This is a genomic window from Flavipsychrobacter stenotrophus, assembly GCF_002954265.1.
GTDB classification, from domain to species: domain Bacteria; phylum Bacteroidota; class Bacteroidia; order Chitinophagales; family Chitinophagaceae; genus Flavipsychrobacter; species Flavipsychrobacter stenotrophus.
The window spans coordinates 809,668-830,288 of sequence record NZ_PPSL01000002.1 but is presented as its reverse complement, the minus strand read 5'-3'; the positions used below and the strand labels follow the sequence as shown (position 1 = coordinate 830,288).

General features: G+C 44.2%; 18 protein-coding genes. 11 read left to right on the top strand and 7 right to left on the bottom strand.

Annotated features, from left to right (window positions below; all coding sequences use genetic code 11):
- The first annotated feature begins 311 nt into the window (after nucleotides 1-311).
- Nucleotides 312-836, top strand: coding sequence for a T9SS type A sorting domain-containing protein (locus CJD36_RS08775; RefSeq protein WP_105038757.1), 525 nt, complete (start codon nucleotides 312-314; stop codon nucleotides 834-836).
- Nucleotides 837-907: 71 nt separating this feature from the next.
- Here CJD36_RS08775 and CJD36_RS08770 read toward each other — a convergent pair whose 3' ends face one another.
- Complete coding sequence (locus CJD36_RS08770) at nucleotides 908-3,193, bottom strand: ATP-dependent helicase (protein WP_105038756.1); 2,286 nt, start codon at nucleotides 3,191-3,193, stop codon at nucleotides 908-910.
- 139 nt (nucleotides 3,194-3,332) lie between these two features.
- Here CJD36_RS08770 and CJD36_RS08765 point away from each other — a divergent pair, with 139 nt between their 5' ends.
- From CJD36_RS08765 to CJD36_RS08730, 8 genes are all read left to right on the top strand, one after another.
- Complete coding sequence (locus tag CJD36_RS08765; RefSeq protein WP_105038755.1) at nucleotides 3,333-4,370, top strand: COX15/CtaA family protein; 1,038 nt, start codon at nucleotides 3,333-3,335, stop codon at nucleotides 4,368-4,370.
- Nucleotides 4,371-4,433: 63 nt separating this feature from the next.
- The gene (locus CJD36_RS08760) at nucleotides 4,434-4,982 is read left to right on the top strand and encodes a hypothetical protein (protein ID WP_105038754.1); all 549 of its coding nucleotides are present in this window, start codon (nucleotides 4,434-4,436) and stop codon (nucleotides 4,980-4,982) included.
- Nucleotides 4,983-5,145: 163 nt separating this feature from the next.
- Nucleotides 5,146-7,827, top strand: coding sequence for a DUF7619 domain-containing protein (locus tag CJD36_RS08755; RefSeq protein ID WP_105038753.1), 2,682 nt, complete (start codon nucleotides 5,146-5,148; stop codon nucleotides 7,825-7,827).
- 135 nt (nucleotides 7,828-7,962) lie between these two features.
- Nucleotides 7,963-9,507 carry a T9SS type A sorting domain-containing protein gene (locus CJD36_RS08750; protein ID WP_105038752.1) on the top strand — a complete coding sequence of 515 codons (1,545 nt, stop codon included), beginning with the start codon at nucleotides 7,963-7,965 and terminating at the stop codon, nucleotides 9,505-9,507.
- Between the two features lie 336 nt (nucleotides 9,508-9,843).
- Nucleotides 9,844-10,452: a hypothetical protein gene (locus CJD36_RS08745; protein ID WP_105038751.1), complete on the top strand. Its 609-nt coding sequence runs from the start codon at nucleotides 9,844-9,846 to the stop codon at nucleotides 10,450-10,452.
- 14 nt (nucleotides 10,453-10,466) lie between these two features.
- The gene (locus CJD36_RS08740) at nucleotides 10,467-10,901 is read left to right on the top strand and encodes a hypothetical protein (RefSeq protein ID WP_105038750.1); all 435 of its coding nucleotides are present in this window, start codon (nucleotides 10,467-10,469) and stop codon (nucleotides 10,899-10,901) included.
- 69 nt (nucleotides 10,902-10,970) lie between these two features.
- Complete coding sequence (locus CJD36_RS08735) at nucleotides 10,971-11,648, top strand: hypothetical protein (RefSeq protein WP_105038749.1); 678 nt, start codon at nucleotides 10,971-10,973, stop codon at nucleotides 11,646-11,648.
- The gene (locus CJD36_RS08730; protein WP_161499257.1) at nucleotides 11,552-12,400 is read left to right on the top strand and encodes a hypothetical protein; all 849 of its coding nucleotides are present in this window, start codon (nucleotides 11,552-11,554) and stop codon (nucleotides 12,398-12,400) included. The genes CJD36_RS08735 and CJD36_RS08730 overlap by 97 nt, the downstream gene beginning before the upstream one ends.
- A 13-nt stretch (nucleotides 12,401-12,413) precedes the next feature.
- Here the strand turns inward: CJD36_RS08730 and CJD36_RS08725 are convergent, their stop codons facing one another.
- Together CJD36_RS08725 and ispE are read right to left on the bottom strand one after the other, a co-directional pair.
- Nucleotides 12,414-14,042, bottom strand: a complete 1,629-nt coding sequence (locus CJD36_RS08725; RefSeq protein WP_105038747.1) for an aryl-sulfate sulfotransferase — start codon at nucleotides 14,040-14,042, stop codon at nucleotides 12,414-12,416.
- Nucleotides 14,043-14,144: 102 nt separating this feature from the next.
- Nucleotides 14,145-14,957, bottom strand: a complete 813-nt coding sequence (gene ispE, locus CJD36_RS08720) for a 4-(cytidine 5'-diphospho)-2-C-methyl-D-erythritol kinase (RefSeq protein WP_105038746.1) — start codon at nucleotides 14,955-14,957, stop codon at nucleotides 14,145-14,147.
- 114 nt (nucleotides 14,958-15,071) lie between these two features.
- Between ispE and CJD36_RS08715 the strand changes: the two genes are divergently transcribed.
- On the top strand, nucleotides 15,072-15,755 hold the full coding sequence (locus CJD36_RS08715) for an ABC transporter ATP-binding protein (protein ID WP_105038745.1): 684 nt from the start codon (nucleotides 15,072-15,074) through the stop codon (nucleotides 15,753-15,755).
- A gap of 199 nt (nucleotides 15,756-15,954) precedes the next feature.
- On the top strand, nucleotides 15,955-16,512 hold the full coding sequence (locus CJD36_RS08710) for a cob(I)yrinic acid a,c-diamide adenosyltransferase (protein ID WP_105038744.1): 558 nt from the start codon (nucleotides 15,955-15,957) through the stop codon (nucleotides 16,510-16,512).
- A gap of 76 nt (nucleotides 16,513-16,588) precedes the next feature.
- On the opposite strand, the gene CJD36_RS08705 is transcribed toward CJD36_RS08710, so the two are convergent.
- From CJD36_RS08705 to CJD36_RS08690, 4 genes are all read right to left on the bottom strand, one after another.
- On the bottom strand, nucleotides 16,589-17,101 hold the full coding sequence (locus CJD36_RS08705) for a calcium-binding EGF-like domain-containing protein (RefSeq protein WP_105038743.1): 513 nt from the start codon (nucleotides 17,099-17,101) through the stop codon (nucleotides 16,589-16,591).
- 331 nt (nucleotides 17,102-17,432) lie between these two features.
- Nucleotides 17,433-18,317, bottom strand: a complete 885-nt coding sequence (locus CJD36_RS08700) for a ferritin-like domain-containing protein (RefSeq protein ID WP_105038742.1) — start codon at nucleotides 18,315-18,317, stop codon at nucleotides 17,433-17,435.
- A gap of 68 nt (nucleotides 18,318-18,385) precedes the next feature.
- Nucleotides 18,386-19,072, bottom strand: a complete 687-nt coding sequence (locus CJD36_RS08695; RefSeq protein WP_105038741.1) for a ferritin-like domain-containing protein — start codon at nucleotides 19,070-19,072, stop codon at nucleotides 18,386-18,388.
- Nucleotides 19,073-19,536: 464 nt separating this feature from the next.
- Complete coding sequence (locus CJD36_RS08690; protein WP_105038740.1) at nucleotides 19,537-20,433, bottom strand: terminase gpP N-terminus-related DNA-binding protein; 897 nt, start codon at nucleotides 20,431-20,433, stop codon at nucleotides 19,537-19,539.
- Nucleotides 20,434-20,621: the final 188 nt, after the last annotated feature.

Genomic DNA, 20,621 nt, shown 5'->3' with positions numbered 1-20,621 from the left:
CGCAGAGGGCGAGCAATAGGATAGAAGGCCATGTAATATAATGAACTATAGCCGATTGCGGCAAAAAATGGGGTTAATGTATAGAGGCTTAAGTATTCTACCCTAAAACATCGAAGGAAGGCCATATTGCCTGCCTTTAATGTTATTGTTCATTTAGTGGGGTAAGTAGGTAAGTTTTCAGGCATGATTTTGTTGTCTCCTCCTGCTAATTCTCATCATTTAACCTTTTAAAAAATTGTCATGAAAAATTATTTCTACTCGCACTGGCATCTGTTGCCACAATCAATTCATTTGCAGCCACCTATACCATCATGGTTGGCGACTTTTCATTTACGCCTGCTACAGGGCTAACGGTACACCCGGGAGACATCATTGAGTGGAAGTGGGCAGGTGGTACCCATACTACTACAAGTACCTCCATCCCATCGGGCGCAACAGCGTGGGACAGTCCTATTACTTCTTCCAGCACAACATTTGATTATACAGTACCAGCCGCGTTGGGCACTTACAGCTACAAGTGCACCCCACACGCTTCTATGGGTATGACCGGCAGCTTTACGGTTGTTGATGCTACGGGTGTGGGTAACGTTACATCACCTGTTGCTTTCAATATATTCCCTAATCCTGTATCTTCCATGTTGCACCTGCAGTTTGCCGAAACAGCCGATGCTCAGGTAACTGTTTTTGATCTTACAGGAAGAGCGGTGATGAATACCAACATAAGATCTGCTAAAGACACAGATTTGAATATGCAGCAAATGGCCCCGGGTTCTTATATAGTTTGCGCAGAACAAAACGGTAAAGTTTATCGCAAAGAACTGACGGTTATCCACTAATATTTTCTGAAGGGTAAACGAAAACAGCCCCATACATATGTATGGGGCTGTTACATTAATATCACTTCATTTTACTTTACGATCTTCAGTTTGGCATAGTTAAGCATGATTTTCTTAACACCATGGCCTTCCCCAAAGTCTATACCTGCTATGCGGTTATTAGCACCACCTTCTAGTGTAAGTATAGTACCAAAACCAAACTTCTGGTGCTCTACCTTCATGCCTATGCTCATGTCTCCTGCATCATCTGCAGTAAAGTCGGCCGATGGCGTGTGTACCTTTTGTGATGCTGTAGATGTGGCCAGCTTATCAGCCAATTTCTTTAGCGATGGTACCTTGTCAAAGTTCTGGTTCAACATACCAGATACACCCTTTGCAGGTCCGTTCTGTGGCCTGTTGCTGGCGCCAGTAAATGTTCTGTCGAGGTAGGCGAGTGGTATCTCCTGCACAAAGCGGCTCTCATCATTATTCACCAATGTACCAAAGCGGTAACGACTATTGGCATAAGTAACCCACAGCCTTTCCTTAGCACGGGTAATAGCCACATAGAACAGTCTGCGCTCTTCTTCCAGTCCTGCACGGTCATACAAGCTCATAGAGCTTGGGAACAGCGTCTCTTCAAGTCCTACCACAAACACACAAGGGAACTCAAGTCCTTTTGCAGAGTGTATGGTCATGAGCTTCACCACATCAATATCTTCTTCCTTACCCTTGTTATTCTCTACATCCGTTTGCAGAGATATCTGCTGCAGGTAGCTACCAAGGCTCTTATCAAGGATCTCTCCTTCTTCATCAGGCGTCTCGGTAAATTCTTTTATAGAGTTCAAAAGCTCTTGTACGTTCTCATAACGTGCCAGTCCTTCTACTGTCTTATCATTATATAGTTCTGCAACCAGCCCCGAATACTTACCTATAGCAAATGCCACATCATAGGCGTTCTTGCTTTCCAGCATCGACTGGAAGCCCTTTATCATCTGCACAAAGCCATCTACCTTAGGGTTGCCGCTACCGTTCTCTATGATCTCCCATACTGTTCTCTGGTGCTCATTGGCAGCAGAGATGTACTTAAGCACTGTGGTATTACCAATACCTCTTGCCGGCACGTTGATAATGCGCTTCAGATTCTCTTCATCACGGGTATTTACTACCAGCCTTAGATATGCCAGGTAGTCTTTTACTTCCTTACGTTGATAGAACGATACGCCACCATACAGCTTGTAGGGTATGTTCATTCTCCGCAGGCTTTCTTCAAATGCACGGCTCTGGGCATTCGTACGATAGAGGATAGCAAAATCTTTATTTGCATAATGGTTGCGCATCTGCATTTCCTTAATGGCGTCGGCTACAAATTTGCCTTCATCATTGTCGGTCATGGTGCGGGCCAGCATTATCTTTTCGCCCTCCTTATTACTGGTCCAGAGTTCCTTAGGTATCTGGTGCTGGTTATTGCCTATTACGTTGTTGGCTACATTAATAATGTTCTGTGAGCTACGATAGTTCTGCTCCAGCTTTACCACTTTCACATCATCATAGTCATCCTGAAACTGTAGGATGTTCTGCACCGTAGCACCACGGAAGGAGTAGATACTCTGTGCATCATCACCTACCACGCATATATTCTCGCGTACAGCGCCCAATAGCTTTATGATGGAGTACTGTGCCGCATTGGTATCCTGGTACTCATCTATCAGCACATAATGAAAGCGCTGTTGGTACTTAGCCAGTACATCTGAAAAAGTAGTCAACAGGGTATGCATCTTGAAGAGCAGGTCATCAAAATCCATAGCGCCGTTTTTAAAGCACTGGTTGGTATAGGCGTCATAGATATCAGCCATACGGTGCCTTTGGCTCTTCGCATCCTCCATTTGTATGGCACTGTCTACCCTATACGCGGCAGGGCCAATCAATCCATTCTTAGCCGCACTGATACGGTTAAGTATATATGCAGGCTTATAATGCTTGTCGTCAAGGTTCATCTGCTTTACAATATCCTTAATAACGCCCTTGGCATCATCGGTATCGTAAATGGTGAAGTTACTTGGGTAGCCCAGCTTCGGTGCTTCTACTCTTAGGATACGGGCAAATATAGAGTGGAAGGTGCCGATATACAGATTACGTGCTTCAGAATTGCCTAAGGCCTTTTCCACACGTTCCTTCATTTCGGCAGCTGCCTTATTGGTAAATGTTAGTGCAAGGATATTGAAAGCATCAACGCCATTCTTCATAAGGTGGGCTATGCGGGTGGTCAACACCTTTGTTTTTCCGCTGCCGGCACCGGCTATGATCATAATAGGACCATCTCTATGTTCTACAGCTACGCGTTGTGGTTCATTCAGTCCCTCCAGGTAATTATACATGGTGCAAAAATACGAAAATACTAGCCTTTAAATTTCAGCAAAGCAATAGGTTTTCAGACGATCATCTTTATTATCATTCAATATTTTACATGCTTGAAACCACAATTTTGGCTATAACTTTGCCCGAAATCTCACTGTTTTGGAACAGAAAAAGAAAAATGCCGTAGCCTGGTGGCTCGTAGCAGGTGTTATCATGATCATTATCCAGACCCTCCTCGGTGGCGTTACTCGTCTTACCGGCTCAGGTCTTTCCATCACCGAGTGGAAACCCATCATGGGTGCTCTGCCTCCAATGAATGAGCAGGAATGGAACAAGGCGTTTGATGGTTACAAACAAATTGGTCAGTACAAATTCCTCAACAGCGATTTTACCCTGCACGATTTCAAGCTCATATTTTTCTGGGAATGGTTTCACCGCCTTTGGGCACGCCTGCTGGGTGTGGTCTTCCTTATAGGCTTCGCTTACTTCCTGGTGAAGCAATATTTCAGCAAAGAGATGATCAAACCATTTATCATCCTCTTCCTGCTTGGTGCTATGCAGGGCCTCATAGGCTGGATAATGGTAGCCAGCGGCTTGAATGATGAGAACCTATACGTCAACCATATCAAACTATCCGCCCACTTCGTATCTGCAATGGTACTGGCTTGTTATACTTTATGGTTTGCCCTGCAACTGTTGATACCGGACGAAAAACGTGTGGTCAACAAGAACCTGCAAAATTTCACAATAGCAGTTATCCTCATTCTGTTTGTACAGCTCACCTATGGCGCATTTATGGCCGGCCTCAAAGCCGCTATGGCCGCGGCAACATGGCCCACCATCAATGGCATGTGGCTACCCGACACACTTACTCACAATAGCTGGATCAACGACAAAATAAACGTCCACTTTATTCACCGCGGGCTGGCGTATATACTACTCACGGTCATTATTATGTGGTTTGCAAGAACCAGACCTACATCCCGCTTCAACCACCTGCTCCGCCGCACCCGTCTGTGGCCAATGGCATTGGTAACCTTACAGGTTGTGTTGGGTATCATCACTGTCATCAGCGCACCGCACATAGTAATGGGCAAATTCGGTTTGTTCGAATCTCTTGCTGAACTGCACCAGCTTGTAGCCATGTTTCTGTTGATGGCTCTTGTTGTGAATTTATATGTGGTGAAAAGAAGGTAGAATATTTCAGTAATTTAACATCTGGCAAAGTTTTTGCTGCAAAGAGGCTATAAACTATCTGTTATGAAAAATACCTTTTTGGTGGTGTTGGTATGTGTCATTGTCTTCTGTATTACTTCTTGTCACAAGTCTTATACAACCTTTTCTCCGATAGATCCGTATTTACTTGCCCATTACAATTTTCAACCGGGTACGTACTGGATATACCGCGACTCCGTAACCGGTAAGGAAGACAGCATAATAGTCTATAGAAACGAGCGGGATACGTTTTTTGAAAAGGGCAATTCACAGTATGGTGAATACATACGGATGTCAACCCGTATATTTCGAGACTCTTTAATAGATACAGGTTTGTTCCATATAGATGCAAACACCATTCGGTTTGACGACGGAACTGAACGTGGCTATATGTTCGGATACGTCAATACTACTATTACAGCAGACACTACCGTTTTGGGGATGGTTTATAAAAACATAAAAAAGTATCGTTATAGTGAGTTCCACTCGTTTTGCAGTGCTGAAGACATTGGCATACTGCAATACAACACCTGCGATAGCGCCCTAACCAATAAATATTTAAAGCAACTTATCCGCTACAGAATTATCAAATAAGTTGGCTCTTTAAGTTACATTAACAAGTTACTTCCTCGTCTCGATGTGCCTGGTGGCAAACTTCATGTAGTGAAGGTAACCTCATCATAATAGATTGAATATGAATAATAACCATATGCAATAATTTATTTTATTGTATATTTATTATTCAAAACCTACTCTTATGAAAAAGCTACTCTTATTAGCAGCGCTTCTATTCTCGCTCCCTGCGGCACATGGTCAGAATTTTTTTAAAACATATTTCGACACGCTGTATCGCGAATGCCCGGTTTATGAATATACTCAAAACCACGGAGCCCTTATCGCGATCTCATCTGCTCATAATTACTCCACGTATCCCTATGTGCTTTATAACAAGCTTGTCAGAATAAATAATGAGGGGGATACTTTGTGGACCAAAACCGAATTTATCCATGACACAATAATTTATCCTTATGTTATTCCACCTGCAGCGCCTACCTATGATACGGTGTATTATAGTGGTATCATCAAGTCTATAGCACGCCTTAATAACGGCAATTATATTCTGGCAACAAAGGATATCAATACTATACGAGGATACCAATTGAGGCAAATTGATAGTATGGGAAACACTGTGTCAACTAAGGCCTATATGGATGTTTATTTGCAAACCCTGTTGCAAGCCGACATCAGGGTGTTCGGCATACCCCATACCGACTCTTTTTACCTTATATATAGCGGAGACTCCACAGACTATACGATTACACCATACATCACAAGAAAGAAAACAATTGTCTATAAAATGGATGGCAATTATAATATAGCATGGTCTAAGATATACAGAACAATAGATTGTTCTCCGTGTGCTTATACATCAGTGCCAATTGATTTACTCACAATGAGTCTTACGGCAGAAAATGGGCTCGTATTCATAAGGCAGGATGATTCATTTCTTACTGTAATGACTGATGGAACCATTATTGGCAAACGCTACTTACACAAATTAACGCCAGACGGAATTACAGAGTGGGACAAGAAACTACAGGACGTAATGGCAACTTCTGTGCGGACTGAAGTCGGCAATATGCATATCTTCTGCACTCACGACTCCTCTATCGTGTTACCTGTTTACACCATTGACAGCGCAAGCAGCTCAGGTTCCGGCTATCTTGTGAAATTCGATCATTCGGGCAATGTTATGGATAGCAGTATTGTCACATGTAGCATTAATTTTTTACCTGATGCATTTCTTCCGCGGTTTGGTAGAGAACTCAGTACCGGGAATTACATATTTTCAGCCCCTCTGTTCCCGGGCTTCTCGCTTTTCGACAATCATCTCAACTATTTGTATTCTGTGCCCTATCCCTTTGCTGAAAATGCGTGGTGGGTCAATGGGGGCAGTTGGCCCTATTTCTATGGTTACCAATGGATGCCGCAGCCTAATGCACAGGGTGGTGCATTTGTTATAGCTCCGCAGGGCGATACCTCTATTCCTGGCACCGTACATATTGCGGCCATCAATTTCGATAGCAACTTCAACTGCTATCCCGTTTTTATAGCAGGAGATATAAACAAGGACAACGACTATAACTGCACCTACAATTCAGGAGACCAGAGAAGGCGCGGTTCAATACAATTGCACGAGGCAGTTACCGGAGTCGACTACTACGGTTATTGCAATGATACAGCTCATTACTTTGCTAATGTACCCTATGGCACTTACGCTGTTACCCACCCTACATATGGATACGTAGCTAATGAGTGTGGCGGTTATACATTGCCTGCAACTGTACCCTCAGTATTAACGGGCAATGATTTTTACGACACCTTGATACCCGGCACAAGGGATCTGCGCATATCTATGTTTGCCAATGCAGTTCATCCGGCAGTACCAACAAACCTGATGATAGACATGCACAATAATGGTGCTGCAACAGTTGATACTACTCTAATTGTAACCTTAGATACGCGGGCGGCATATATTGGTTCTATACCTGCTCCGGCTTCTGTGTCAGGTGCTATACTTACGTATAATCTCCACCTTACGCCCGATTCTTTTGCATTGATCAATATTACCTTCCTACCAGATACACTACTCTTCTCCACCGATACGCTGATATTTACAGCCGACTGTCCCTTCACAAATAATGTTATTCCTGGTTCTGACTCTGTGGCGTTACGCACACCTATCTTCTCAAGTTATGACCCTAACATAAAGCTGGTAAACCACCTCCTGTATTTCAACCGGGAGGATGAACTTGTCTATACAATTTGTTTCCAGAATACGGGTAATGACACTGCTAGAAGTATAGCAGTATTAGATACACTCGACTCTCACATCGACCCCGGTACATTTCGACTGCTCAACAGCAATCACAATATGCCTTCATTGACCTGGCTTGCCGGCAACAGGATTCTCTTCTCATTCAAAGACATTTACCTTCCCGACAGCAATATAAACGAACCTGCCAGCCACGGCTGCTTCAGCTATTCTGTAAAGGTAAAACCAACTGCCGCCAACGGTGATATCATTCACAACACCGCCTATATTTATTTTGATTACAATCCCGCTGTTATTACCAATACCACTACCAATATTATCAGCACCCCTTGGCCAGCAGGCGTGTCCCGCACGCACACAGACAACACAATACGACTTTACCCTAACCCTACCATGGGCAAGGCTACACTAGTCCTCGCCGATGCAGGTAGCTACTCGCTGCAGATATCAGATGTTACCGGTCGCATTGTGTCGGTTAGTGAGTATAACAGCAAGGTTATCCCTATAGATCTTTCAGGACACACACCAGGCATCTATATACTTCGTATCACTAATCTCTACACACATGAAGTGTCCGTAAGAAAACTGATGTTGAATTATTAACTGGCAAACAATATTGGTCTTGTGATTACACATGAGCATTGTTAAATTATCTATGTTAAAGCCCGCACCCGCGGGCTTTAACAATATTTATACTTGCCCAACGTTAGTTTTACTCCTATAAAAATCCATCCTCCCATGACAAGAACATTACTCGGCATTGCGATGCTATCCCTGTGTATCACTGCACAGGCGCAGGCCCAATCAACACAGAAGCGCATAGCGCCCAACAGTAAAGTAGCCATTCAGAAGATCAGAGCGCAACATGTTCATGATGCACTGCTCAACCAGTTGGTAGGCAATGGTCAGCGACTTGCCGCATCAAAAACCACATCTACTGTTACCGACGAGCGATTGATAGCCCAAAGCAGCTACCGCTTTTTTGACACATCTACCACCACTCCCAGCCCTGCGGTATGGATATCCACCGACAGCTCGACCTATTACTACTCTGGGCAGCATGGCTCTTATTACAACTACAATGGTATGACGTACGTCAACTACTACCAGTTGTACAACAGCATCTTCCTTGGTCAGGGGCATATCATAGGTCTGCGCGATAAAGACAATAAGCCGGAAATACTCAGTGATTCCAGTAGGTTTTATTCTCTGATATCTTCAGACACCTTAGAGTATTATGAAACAGCCCATTCTACATACGATGCTGCGGATAACTTCACCAAATATGTTGAAGACTATCCGCCATTTTCATATAGCTCTACCTTTATCAATACATTTGGCGCCAATGGTATCACCTCTTCATTGTCTATAGATAACGCTTCAACCACTATGGATACAATGGAGTATAGAACACTCGACTATACAGGCACTCATATCAGCGCCGACAGCACAGAGAGTAAGGCTTCCGGTACATGGGAACATCAGGGAAGTTTCACCTATACTTACGATGCTTCAGGCAAAGCCACAAGAATATCACAATGGGTATACGATAACACAATAGCAATACCATGGTACGAAAATGCGAGATATGATCTTGAATATTACCCCGGCGATCAGTTTAAAAAGATGACGGTAAGCTACGCTCCCGTTTCTTCGCCACTCACCATTAATGAGGTAGACTCTTTCTCATGGACCACTGGTGTGCCTTATTATACCGGCATCAGCTCCACCTATTACAGTTCTGCAGGCACTCCTGTCAGTGCATACACTCAGGTAAAACATGTATCGGCCACCAACCAGCTGCCCGATTCTGTTTATGCACTCCAGTACGACCTCACCACTCCCGATACTTTCTTCAGAGCGTTAAACGTGTATACATACGACACTTATAACAAGCCTACCGACGACATTGCCTACACCCCTCATGTGGGCGGTACTGCTTATGATAGCGTTACATCGCACCAGCACTACTACTACCAGACCTACACCCGCGATGCAACTGGTGTAAACACAGTAGCGGAGCATACAACTAACATCAGCATTTACCCTAATCCAGCTAACAACCAGTTGTATATTGCTCAGATCAATGCCACTGCAGGTAACGATATTGCAGCGGTAAAGATCTTCAACATCACCGGTCAGTTGGTCATCAACAAAGCTTGCTCCACCACAGGTGGCAAGGCTCAGGTCGCTATCAGCGACTTACCACAAGGCACTTATATGGTAGTACTACAAAACGCTACCGGTACAATGCTCCACACAGAAAAAATAGTGAAACTGTAATTGCATTATCATTACTAATAGATTGACAGGGGCAAGACAAACGTCTTGTCCCTGTTTTATTGTGTCGATAGATTCCTGTGCTACCAATTAAAATACAAAAGTTGGCTCTTTACATGTCATTACCCGTTGGGGCAATGTCGTTGATCAAATGATTTTTAGCCAGCCCTGAAAGGGCGAAATATAACAGCCGAGGGTAAAGCCCTCGGTTAAATAGGGTACGAAACTCAAAGCCCTGAAGGGGCGAAACAAGTTAGCCGCCATTAAAAACCCCACCGGCATAATCTTCAAAAATTTCTATATTTTTACTGCCTATACATTATCCCGAATACGTTCATTATGAAGGGCTTAAAACCATATATCCTTATCTTGCTGCCGGTCATTTTTACCGGCATAGTATTTTCGTCTTCCTGTATCAAACGAAAGAACAATGTAATTGGCGTCACCCCCGCATTGTTAGAACGCTTTAGCTATAAACCAGGCTCCTACTGGATAATGCGCGATTCTATTTCAGGAAGAATTGATAGCTTTTTTATCACCTCGTCCACTAACACCAACATCGGTCTGCGGTCGGGCCTTGAAGTCCAGAATGTAATAGCACAAATGCAACAGATAAGCGCCGATAAGGGTGATACCTCTCTGTGGGAATTACGCTTTGTAAGAAATCAACTCTCCGTTAAAGTGATGAGTAACACTTACCCAGGCGTTTATTATCCATGCGGTTACCTGCTCTACCCGTTAACTATCAATTATCCTACCTTTCAGTTGAATGCCTACTACTATGCCGACGTCAATGAAAGCATCATTACAGACGACTCCACTCTGAAATACAACAATAGCCTTTTCCTTAATGAGGCTAACGGCCTTATTAAAATGCGCCTGAATCACCCTTCCGATTCTCAGAAGCATTTTGTATGGGAGCTGCTCAGGAAGAATATCGTTTTGTAAAATCAATTCCTATCATGAGGTACTACTACAAACAAGACGGACAAATACTGGGTCCTCTGGAAGTTGAAGAACTACTGGAGGAAGTAAGTGATGAAACGCTTGTACGTGCTGAATATGGTATGCCTGAATACTTGCCTCTATATCAAACTACAATATTAGAAGACTATAAGAAATTATTGCCTGAGACTGAAGTGAAAAAGCCTAAAGGGAAAAATGTGCTGGGCATAACCGGCTTTGCAGGAGCTGTGGTCTTTATTTTTCATTTGCTGCATGTTTCGTCTGTATTCGATCATACTAACCCTTTCTTTGTGGGTGCGCCCGCAACCTCAGTTACAATTATCGACAGTGCCATACCTCAGCCATATAGGGACTCTCTGAAAAAAATAATTGAAGCAGATACATTAACAAGAGCTGAGGCTATAAAGTTGATCAATGAAAGTGGGCGGTAAACTGTCAGGTTAATATTTAACCTTCTTTTGCAGTAATGATCATTATTTTACTTCTCTAAATCAGAACGTATGAAGGAGCGTCTCTTTACATTATTACTCTTAATAGCTACATATACACTACATGCGCAGTCGCTTATCAGCTTTAAAGAAAGTAAGCAACTGAGTATACTTGCGTTTTTAAAAACAGCATCAGGTAGCGGAGATATGTCCCGCACACTTGCCGAATATATAGCCAAAAATGTTCCCGCAGAAGACAAGGTGAAGTTTGCCGCGGTGATAGAGGACTACAGAAACCTTGGGCTCGACTACAGCTATACCATACCGGGTTACCCCGATAGCAGGCCCCGTCCACGCACTACAATGGATCTCATAAATATAGCCGCAGTTCAGGCGAAGGATGAACGCGAGTTCATGCAGCGCATAGTGGGATTGTTGCCAAATGAAACATGGTTGCAGCTGCGCAAGGTGATGAATGATGTTGCGCCATACTACGATAAGATACTCGGCAAACCATACACCAAAGCAATGAGTGGTCAGCTGGCGGCACTACAGCAATACAACACGCGACTAGATAACATTTTCAACAAGCTAAGCCACTTTTATGGTAGCACCTGGAGTAAAGATGTCCCTTTTACTGTAGCATATACCCCGTGCCTGGAAAGAGAGGCAACACTACTGCAACCCCTCATAGTAATAGTCTTGTTCTTGCTGTGCTTACCGAAGAAAAGGATTATGATATGCGGGTAAGCGTAGCTGTTCATGAGATATGCCATGTACTGTATGGCGAGCAGCCGATTACATTGCAATCATCAATGGACAGATGGTTTGCCACTAGTAAAGATCCTAATGCACTGTTCGCATATAACTACATAGACGAGGCACTGGCTACCGCATGTGGCAACGGTTGGGCTTACGAGCAATTGAGCGGTAAAGAAGATAAAACTGGCTGGTATGACAATGAGTATATAAATACTTTTGGTCACGCCATATACCCAATGGTCAAAGAATATATTGCAGCTAACAACCAGTTGGACAGTGCATTTGTACATAGGGCTATAGCATTATTCAGTGACCGATTTCCGGTAGCGTACAAAAACTACCAGAACCTGATGAACAAGGTCAACATTTATACTGACGCCGCAACACAACAGGATTTTGGAAACATCAATGGTGTCATTCATAAGTATTATCGCATCACAAGTTCTTATGGTTCTTACCCTATATCAGAATCTATCCAGCAACTCGATCAGGCAACAGGTACACAGTTCTTTATAGTTTATAGAGATCATGCGGCCAACTATAAGTTGCTCTGTGAGCGATTTCGGCAACTCAGATCTTACAAGTCGGACGCAGAAGGAGTGATCAGTTTCTTTGATGATCAAAAACGCCCGGTGATAATTCTCAACGCAAAAGATAGTAGCAGGATAGATAGGGCACTTGCAGTTATGCAGAGCGCAGGAGAGGTGAATAGTAGTAAAGAGTTTACGCCGCTTGAATAAGCAGGGTGGGGTATTATTTGCTGACTATTATTTTATCAACAGTTCTTCTGTTATTACAGTTCATAGATAGATAGTACAAGCCTGATGGCAAATATTGAAGATCTAATTCGTGCGTCTTTGTTGCTCCCGATTGCAATATCATAACCTGCCCGATTGCATTGTATAATATGACATCACTTATCTCGCCGGTAATGGATTTGATGAATAAATGGTCGGTGGCAGGGTTTGGACTTATCTCAATCTTCGCACGTTCAATGTGCTGAACATCTGTAAGATCGCAGGTATAGGCCGTTGGATTTATCTCTATTGGTGCTCCTGCTATTAGCGTTTGTCCCGAAAACCCGCTGTAGTTGGACGGATAGAATGAGCACCTGAAAACGGCATTTTGTGCTGGTGCGGTACCCTGCGTCATTGGCCCAGTGTTCTTAACCGGGTTTATGTAGTCCCACACTTTATTGCGCGCAGTGTCGATCTCAAAAAAATCTCCTGCGGGACCATCGCATATCAACACATTCCCGTTTGCCAATTGTTGCGCTCCCGATATGTTTGTTGCGAAGAGATCTGTTGGTATTGAGGCAGTGTATGTCCAGTAAGAGGCAGCTGGTAAATAGGGCAATGTGCTGATATACGCGCCACTTGTGTTTACCGGTGGGTCTATTATCTCTACAGATGAATAGTTGGTAGCAGCGGGTAGTCCGTGACCATTGTTGAATATCATTATTTTGCCGGCATCCGGCAAGCCGCTTTCTATCCAATGCGCGTTGTATTGCCCCCATAATTTTTCGTCGGCAGCTGTACCGTTGTCATAAGCGGCAGGGTTTCCCCATCGGTAAAGGAGATCGCCACCCTTACCCGATGTGCCACCGGCATGTGAGGCTGCCTGCGTGGTTGTGGTACTATGGTCAATGATCCAGATCTCTCCGAAATTGTGATTGCTGATCATTACCTGGTCGAGCGCAGGATTATAGTCAATGGCATTAAAATGCAGCCAGTCGGTTTGCGTTGTAGCTGCATAGTTCAGATCGATCAATTGAGGGTTGTTGGCAACAGTTCCATAGTAAGGCTTTGTATTATCATAGTCCTGTACCAGGTGATCCCACACATGCCATTCCCATACTATTGTCGCGGTGTTTGTACCCGATGGGTGCAGCTCTATTATCTTTTCGCTCCACAGCGTAACGCCTGTTAGTGTTGGGTTGCGGCCTGCTCCAATAGCATCGGCCGATGATTTCAGTTCCCATACAATAGCCAGTATATTGCCATTGGGTAGTTGTTTTATATCGTGGTGCTGGCATTGTGTTGTGTCTGAAATTGTGTAGTTCCACTGAACCGTTCCGTCCCATGCCAGTTTCTCAATAATACCGCCGGTACCACCTGCAGTAAAGATTGAATTGCCCGTGTTGCCTGGTCTTAACAGTGTACCATCGGCTAAGATATACACAGACTGCGAGGGCTTGTAACTACTATTCCAACTGTGAACCAGTCGGCCACATTTATTGATAAGGTAGGTGGTAGTGTAGGTAATGGGCGCAAAGAGTACGTAGCCATCATCATTGCTGCCGTTGCTATGTTGAATAAGCCCTATGGTCTGCGCATTGAGGAGCGATGGGAGGAACAATAACGTAAGTAGAAATTTCTTCAAAGCAATGTGTTTTTACTTTGATAGTAAATGACTGTCAGAGTTTAATGTCATAGAAAAATAGGAGATGTGAACTACCCAAAGTCTCGGTAGTCTTTGCCAATACTATTCCATAAATACATCCTTAAACACAACATCAGCAGTAATAACAGCGCGTGTATTCTTTGGGAAGATACCGTACAATGCCGAGCCGCTACCACTCATAGACGCATAGAGAGCGCCCTGTTCGTAGAGTTGATTTTTTATGGTTGCCAGCACAGGGTGGTGGTTAAACACCGGTGTTTCAAAATCATTACTGATCGTTCCTTTCCATCGGCTCACCGGCAATGTGCCCAGGTGCTGCAGGTCAAATGGTGCAGACTTTGGTACCATCATACCAAATGCATCTCTGGTAGACACATGCACTTTCGGGCAGATCAGTTGTATACTATAGGCCGAAAGGTCTAGTGCAATGTTGGTCATTTGTTCGCCGCGCCCCGTTGCCAGTTGCGGGGTATTGTAGATAAAGAAAGGGCAGTCGCTACCCAGTTCAAGCGCCATAGCGGCAAGCATTGCTTTATCTATATGCAGGTTGCAGAAGTCATTGATAAGCTTCAGCATAAAAGCGCCATCTGCAGACCCTCCACCCAATCCTGCGCCCATAGGAATAGCCTTGTGCAGGTATATGTTCAGTGCCGGTATCTTTCCCGGAAAGCGTTCTGACAATATCTTATAGGCCTTCCATACCAGGTTCTCCTGCAGGTTGCTACCTACTTTTAATCCGCTCAGGTGTAGCTGTGTTTCAGTAGCAGGTACTATCTCCAGCGAGTCGTGAAAAGTCACGGGGTAGAAGATAGTTTCAATATCGTGGTACCCATCATCGCGGCGGCGCGTGACGTATAGTCCGATGTTGATCTTAGAATTTGGAAAACACAGCATAAAGCAGGTGAAATTATATGTATTTTTGGAACGGGTAAATAATTTCTGCAGTCTAAATGTACAAAGTAAGGACAAAGAAAAACACCTGTTGCCCATAAAGATCGATACAAAATAATGAAAGAAGTAATCAGGCTAAAAGATATACAGAAAAGTTACTTCCTTGGCAAGCAGGCTTTGCCCGTGCTTAAGGGTATTGATCTGCTCATTAACGACAATGAATATGTAGCACTGATGGGGCCATCGGGCTCGGGTAAGTCTACGTTAATGAATATACTGGGTTGTCTGGATTCACCTACAAAGGGTACTTACATACTCAATGGCAAAGATGTAAGCCATATGCAGGACGATCAGCTGGCCGATGTGCGCAATGTGGAAATAGGCTTTGTGTTCCAGCAATTCAATTTGTTGCCACGCCTAACAGCATGGGAAAATGTAGCACTGCCCCTTATCTATGCCGGTCTGAAAAAGGCAGATAGGGAAGAGCGGGCAAGAGCTATGCTCATTAAGGTAGGTCTTGGTGATCGGGCGCATCATAAGCCCAATGAGTTGAGTGGCGGGCAGAGCCAGCGTGTAGCCATAGCCCGTGCGCTTATCAATAACCCCTCGCTATTGCTGGCCGATGAACCTACAGGTAACCTCGACTCCAAAACATCTGATGAGATCATGGAGCTATTCGGCAATATACAGGCGCAAGGGAATACGGTAGTACTGGTGACTCATGAAGAGGACATTGCCAACTACACCAAGCGCGTTATCCGTATTAAAGACGGTCTGGTAGAAACAGACGTGACTAAATAAAAAGTAATAATGCTAAAATAAAAGGAGCTGCTGTAATTCTGCTTTTTTGCGAATTAGGGCAAATAGACAAGTTGTTGCAACTGAACATACGTGCGTAGAGACGCAAGATTTTGCGTCTCTACATAACACTACCCATCGGGACGTATTCTTTCCCGGGCATAGAATAAACAGCATAACTAACCATACAAACCAGCAACTAATGTTCAAGATATATACTAAGACAGGCGACAAGGGTGGTACCAGCCTGATAGGCGGGGTGAGAGTGCCTAAGAGCCACATACGTATTGAAAGCTATGGCACAGTAGATGAGCTTAACTCCTACATAGGCATGGTGAGCGATATGGTGAATAATGAAGCCATAATTGAAGAGCTGAGGGAGATACAAGACAGGTTATTCACGGTGGGCTCAGCACTGGCCACCAACCCCGATAAGGAAGTGAAAATGAAGTTGCCCGATCTGCATGATACGGACATAACCTGGCTGGAAGAAAGGATAGACAAGATGAACGAAGTGCTGCCTGAAATGAGGTCGTTTATACTACCGGGTGGTAATCTGGCATCGAGCACATGTCATGTCGCCCGCTGTGTATGCCGCAGGGCAGAACGTATATGTGTGGCTATGCAGGAAGAAGGTGAATTTATGCCGCAGCAGATACTGTCTTACCTGAATCGTTTATCTGATTACCTGTTTGTACTTAGTCGCTATATCAGCCATATCAATAACGCGGCGGAGATGCCGTGGAGAGCAAGGATGTAATGGCAGGGCTTGGATACCAATATATCATTTCAAAGGCCGCACATGTGCGGCCTTTGAAATGATATATTATTTAAAATTACTGGCGTGTATAAGTGCCGTTGCAAGAATAGGTAGCACCTAATTCTCTTGCAGTATAACTGTTTGTAAATCCATTAGGACCTGTTACAGTAATGGTACCTGTAAGTGTATCAGGGGTAGTAGATGCATTTACGATCTGGTTAGTGTAAGTAACTGTACGTGCATCGGTGCTTAAAGTACCGGTGATAGTATTGTTAGTACCAAAACCACCCGGGTTGTTGATCAACACCTTTGTTGTGTCTGAAGAAGACGCACTGGCAATGATGTTAACGTTATACGTACCTGAAGGAGAGCAGACATCAGTTCCTGTCCAGTTGCCGTAAATAGCTTTTGTTTGGCAAGATGCGCCTGTATACCCTGTAGGGCAAGTACAAGTACCACCGCTGCAGGTGCCACCGTTAAGACATGTAACATTTTTACACTCATCCTTTGTGCAAGATGTGTAAACGACCGTACCAACCGATCCAACTGTGATAAGCGCACTTAGCGCGAAAAGACGAAATGACTTCATGGACATATTATTTTAAGTGTTAAATACAATTATCAGGCCAAAGATACTTTTTAATACCTAATTCTACAAGCTTGCCCCGTCTGCAAAACAACCGCAACGCTGTTATGTAAATACTTGAAAAACAATAGAAGCCACCACAGTAAAGGCTTTTAGCCCACCACTTACTTTAAGGTTTTTTATTTGTTAAAGATTCCCAAAATACATTTTAAGCAATTGAACGCACTTCATATAGGTAAAATACGCACATAAAAACTGGGGAATTTTGCAGGGTATACCCCAAAAAAGGTTGCCCAAGGCAACCTTTTTATTAACTTATACTTAAAAAGTGTGATTACAATTTGAAAGAAGCGATCAGCGATCTTACCGTTGCTTCGTCCATTGGCTCATCAAAAGCTTCTGATGCCGCCGCCGGGGTAATGTAGCCGGTAAAACCGGTCAATGTAGTAATATCCACTCCCTTCTGTACCGTATTGTCTTCACCCATATAGTTTGGCTGCAGTGGCACTGATGGTGGGAAATTAGTAGTTATCCATGGTTTGTTGCCATATTGGAATGATGGCGTATTGTAAAAACGGCGAACCAAACGTACAAAAGACGCGTGGCGACCTTCTACGCTGGCTATCTGCATGGCAGAGGTAAGTACACCATTGGTATTGGCCAGCAAGTTAGGCAGCTGACCCTGGTAAGCCCTGATGCCGGTATCTTCCAGTGCCGCTGCCAGATCGAGGAACGAACCGTAGTTGCTGAAAGTAGTAAATGCACCATGAGCTGTAAAATCGTAAGAAGCGGGGCTGTAAGGGTTACCTGTTATAGGGTCGCCGGTATAGCCATTAGGAGTAAAAGGCACTGCACCCAACGTATCTATAGTAGTACGCAGGAAGTTGATGTGCATTTTTTCTTCACTTTCTATTATCGCGAAGCCTGGCCTGTCGTTGGCAGGTATAAGCGATCCGGTAGTATTAGAACCGGTATTGTAGCCGGTGTGGTAGAAATTGTATTCCAGGTATTCCAGCTCCAGTGCAAACTGCAGGGTGCTGATAACGGTACCCGTGGTTTTACCATATGCCTTTTTGAACATAGATCCCAGGGCAATAGGTAAGGCTGCCAGTGCTACTTTAGAGCCAAAGCTCTTCAGTATATTGCGGCGTCCGCTTACTTTTTCATATACTTCCGGATCTGCTTTCTCTATTTCCTGTAGAATATGGTTGAAGTTCATGATCGTTTTTGCAATTACTTGTTGAAAATGAGCCGTGAGGCTTTTTCTTTATTGTTCCGCCACCTGGCTTAGCCCGGTAGTGTAGTGTAATCCAGCTTGGTTTCTATCCATGGAGACAATGCCGCCATCACCGCTTGCGGAGACATAGCCCTGTCTAAACCCATGTTGTTGACTACACCACTGTCTGATGGTGTATTTGCTGTAAGAATATCGCGAGAGTAAGCCGCGTGACGCGCTTTTACAGTAGCCATCTTAGCAACAAGCAGCACATAGCCGGTATCTGTGAAGTGCTGTGCCACACCATTATAGGCAGCTACCGCAAGATCTTCAAGGAAAACAGAATTGGTGAGCGTGCTGGTACGATCGGCGAAAGTAGTAGGCGATAAATTAGTTACCACCCTGTTGATAGCAGTATCTCCCAGTATTTTCTTCAGTAATTCTCTGTGGGCATACTCATGGTCGCGCATATCAGCCAGCAGCTGCAATTCGCTCTCGGTAAGGCCATAATAAGGGGTATTGTTGGCCTGGGTATAAAATGCGGTAAGCACCAACTCTATAAGATATAGGTAGTTGATGAGTGCAGTATCTCCCCTGCCTATAAACTGTGTATCGGGAGGAGTCTTGCGGCAGGAAGATACGATCAAACCCGCGCCGGCTATACCGCCCGCAAATTGCAGAAAACGACGGCGCGATACGTCATGCATCACACCTGTTTCTGCTATTTGCTTGTTATCAGAACCCAAATCTAGTTTCATACTTGTACTGTTTGTATCAACACACACAAAGTGAGCTGATCCTATTTATTAGATCTTAGCCTTAAAAATAAAAAAAACTATGTTCAAAGCAACAGTATTGCCCCGAATAAAATTATTTAAAGTACAATAATACAAAATTTATGTTCATTTAGGTGGATTTTTTAAGCGCGAGGAACCAGAGCGGCGAGCGGCACATGCCTTTAACGGGGCTAAACGTTTGCCTGGGTCTTTCAATTCACACCGGTGGCTTTGAATGTGCTGTGCCCCGCCGCTTTGGAGACGCAATTATGCGGCTCTACGTTCTCAATCTCCGGCAAAAAACGATGACCGTCCTACACTGGTCGAAGCGTCCGCTTCGTCCTTTCCCGTTGAAGCGTCTCGCTTCTGTGTTTGTTTGCAAGCGAGACGCTTGCATTTGCCGGGACGAAGCGGACGCTTCGACCAGTTGAGTAAAAGTTTCGCTCTTAACTGTTATGCCCTGTTTGGTTTAAATTTTCATCGGGCATAGGATTTGGATTATTTGTTGGTTTTGAGTGACTTATGTAATGAAGGAATGCCCGATTACGCCCGATCATATGATAGCGGAGATGGAAAGTGAGATGGTCGGGAGGTACAGCAAGAGGTGGACGAGTGAAGAATGATGGGGTACTTTTAAAGAGTGGGTGTGAAGAAAGAGAGCGGGGCTGTGGCGCTGTATTGGTTGGCAGATGTGGTGTTGATTGTGGCAGTATAGTATTGTCGGTTTGGGTTTCGTGGTTTGGTGTAAGGGGGATGATGATGGCTGTATTGGTTTCCACTTTGTTTGCTTCATGATCTGCCAGAGGCGCTTCTGCCTGCTGTAGTTCGGCCATTTCTTTCTCTTCTTCTTGTTGTATGGCTTCGAGGTTGTCCTTGACATCACAAACGTTTTTGTATGCCGTGGGGTGGAACGGGCTTACCAGGCCTCTTATGTATTTGTCGGTGAGGGTGACTACTGCCTTACCTAGCTCGCTGTCATGGTCGTTGATAAAGGAGGTCAGTTCGGTAAAGGCTTCGATATAGGTGCCGATGTTGAGCTTTTGAATATGTTTTGTTGATGCGAATAATTTACGCAGCATTTCCACTTCCTGGTAAGTGGGACAACGATCTTCGCGGGCTTTAATTTTGTTGTTGACCGCCTCGATGTGATCATACACATCCTGCAACAGGGAAGCAGGTGTTTGCCTTGCTGCGGTCTTCATTTGCTCCCAGCGGCCATGTTTGATCCACAGGTAAAGGGTTTTGGTGTTGATGTCGATAAGGTCGGCAATCTCGGCACGGGTTCTGTCTGAATGGAGAAAGAGATTGCGTGCGGCTTGTTTTTTTTCGTTGTTGTTTTCCATAGCATAAAATTTTATGGCAGTAAAGGTGGGCAACCGGAAACAAACGGACGGAATGAAAAGTCATGGTGGTGCACTTTCCGTACCATGATGGTACGCTTTTCGTACCACCATAAAACTTTTTTGTGTGGATAACTGATATCAGATCTTTGAAAACGTGGGTGGTGTGTATTAGTTTTTCGCAGTTATGA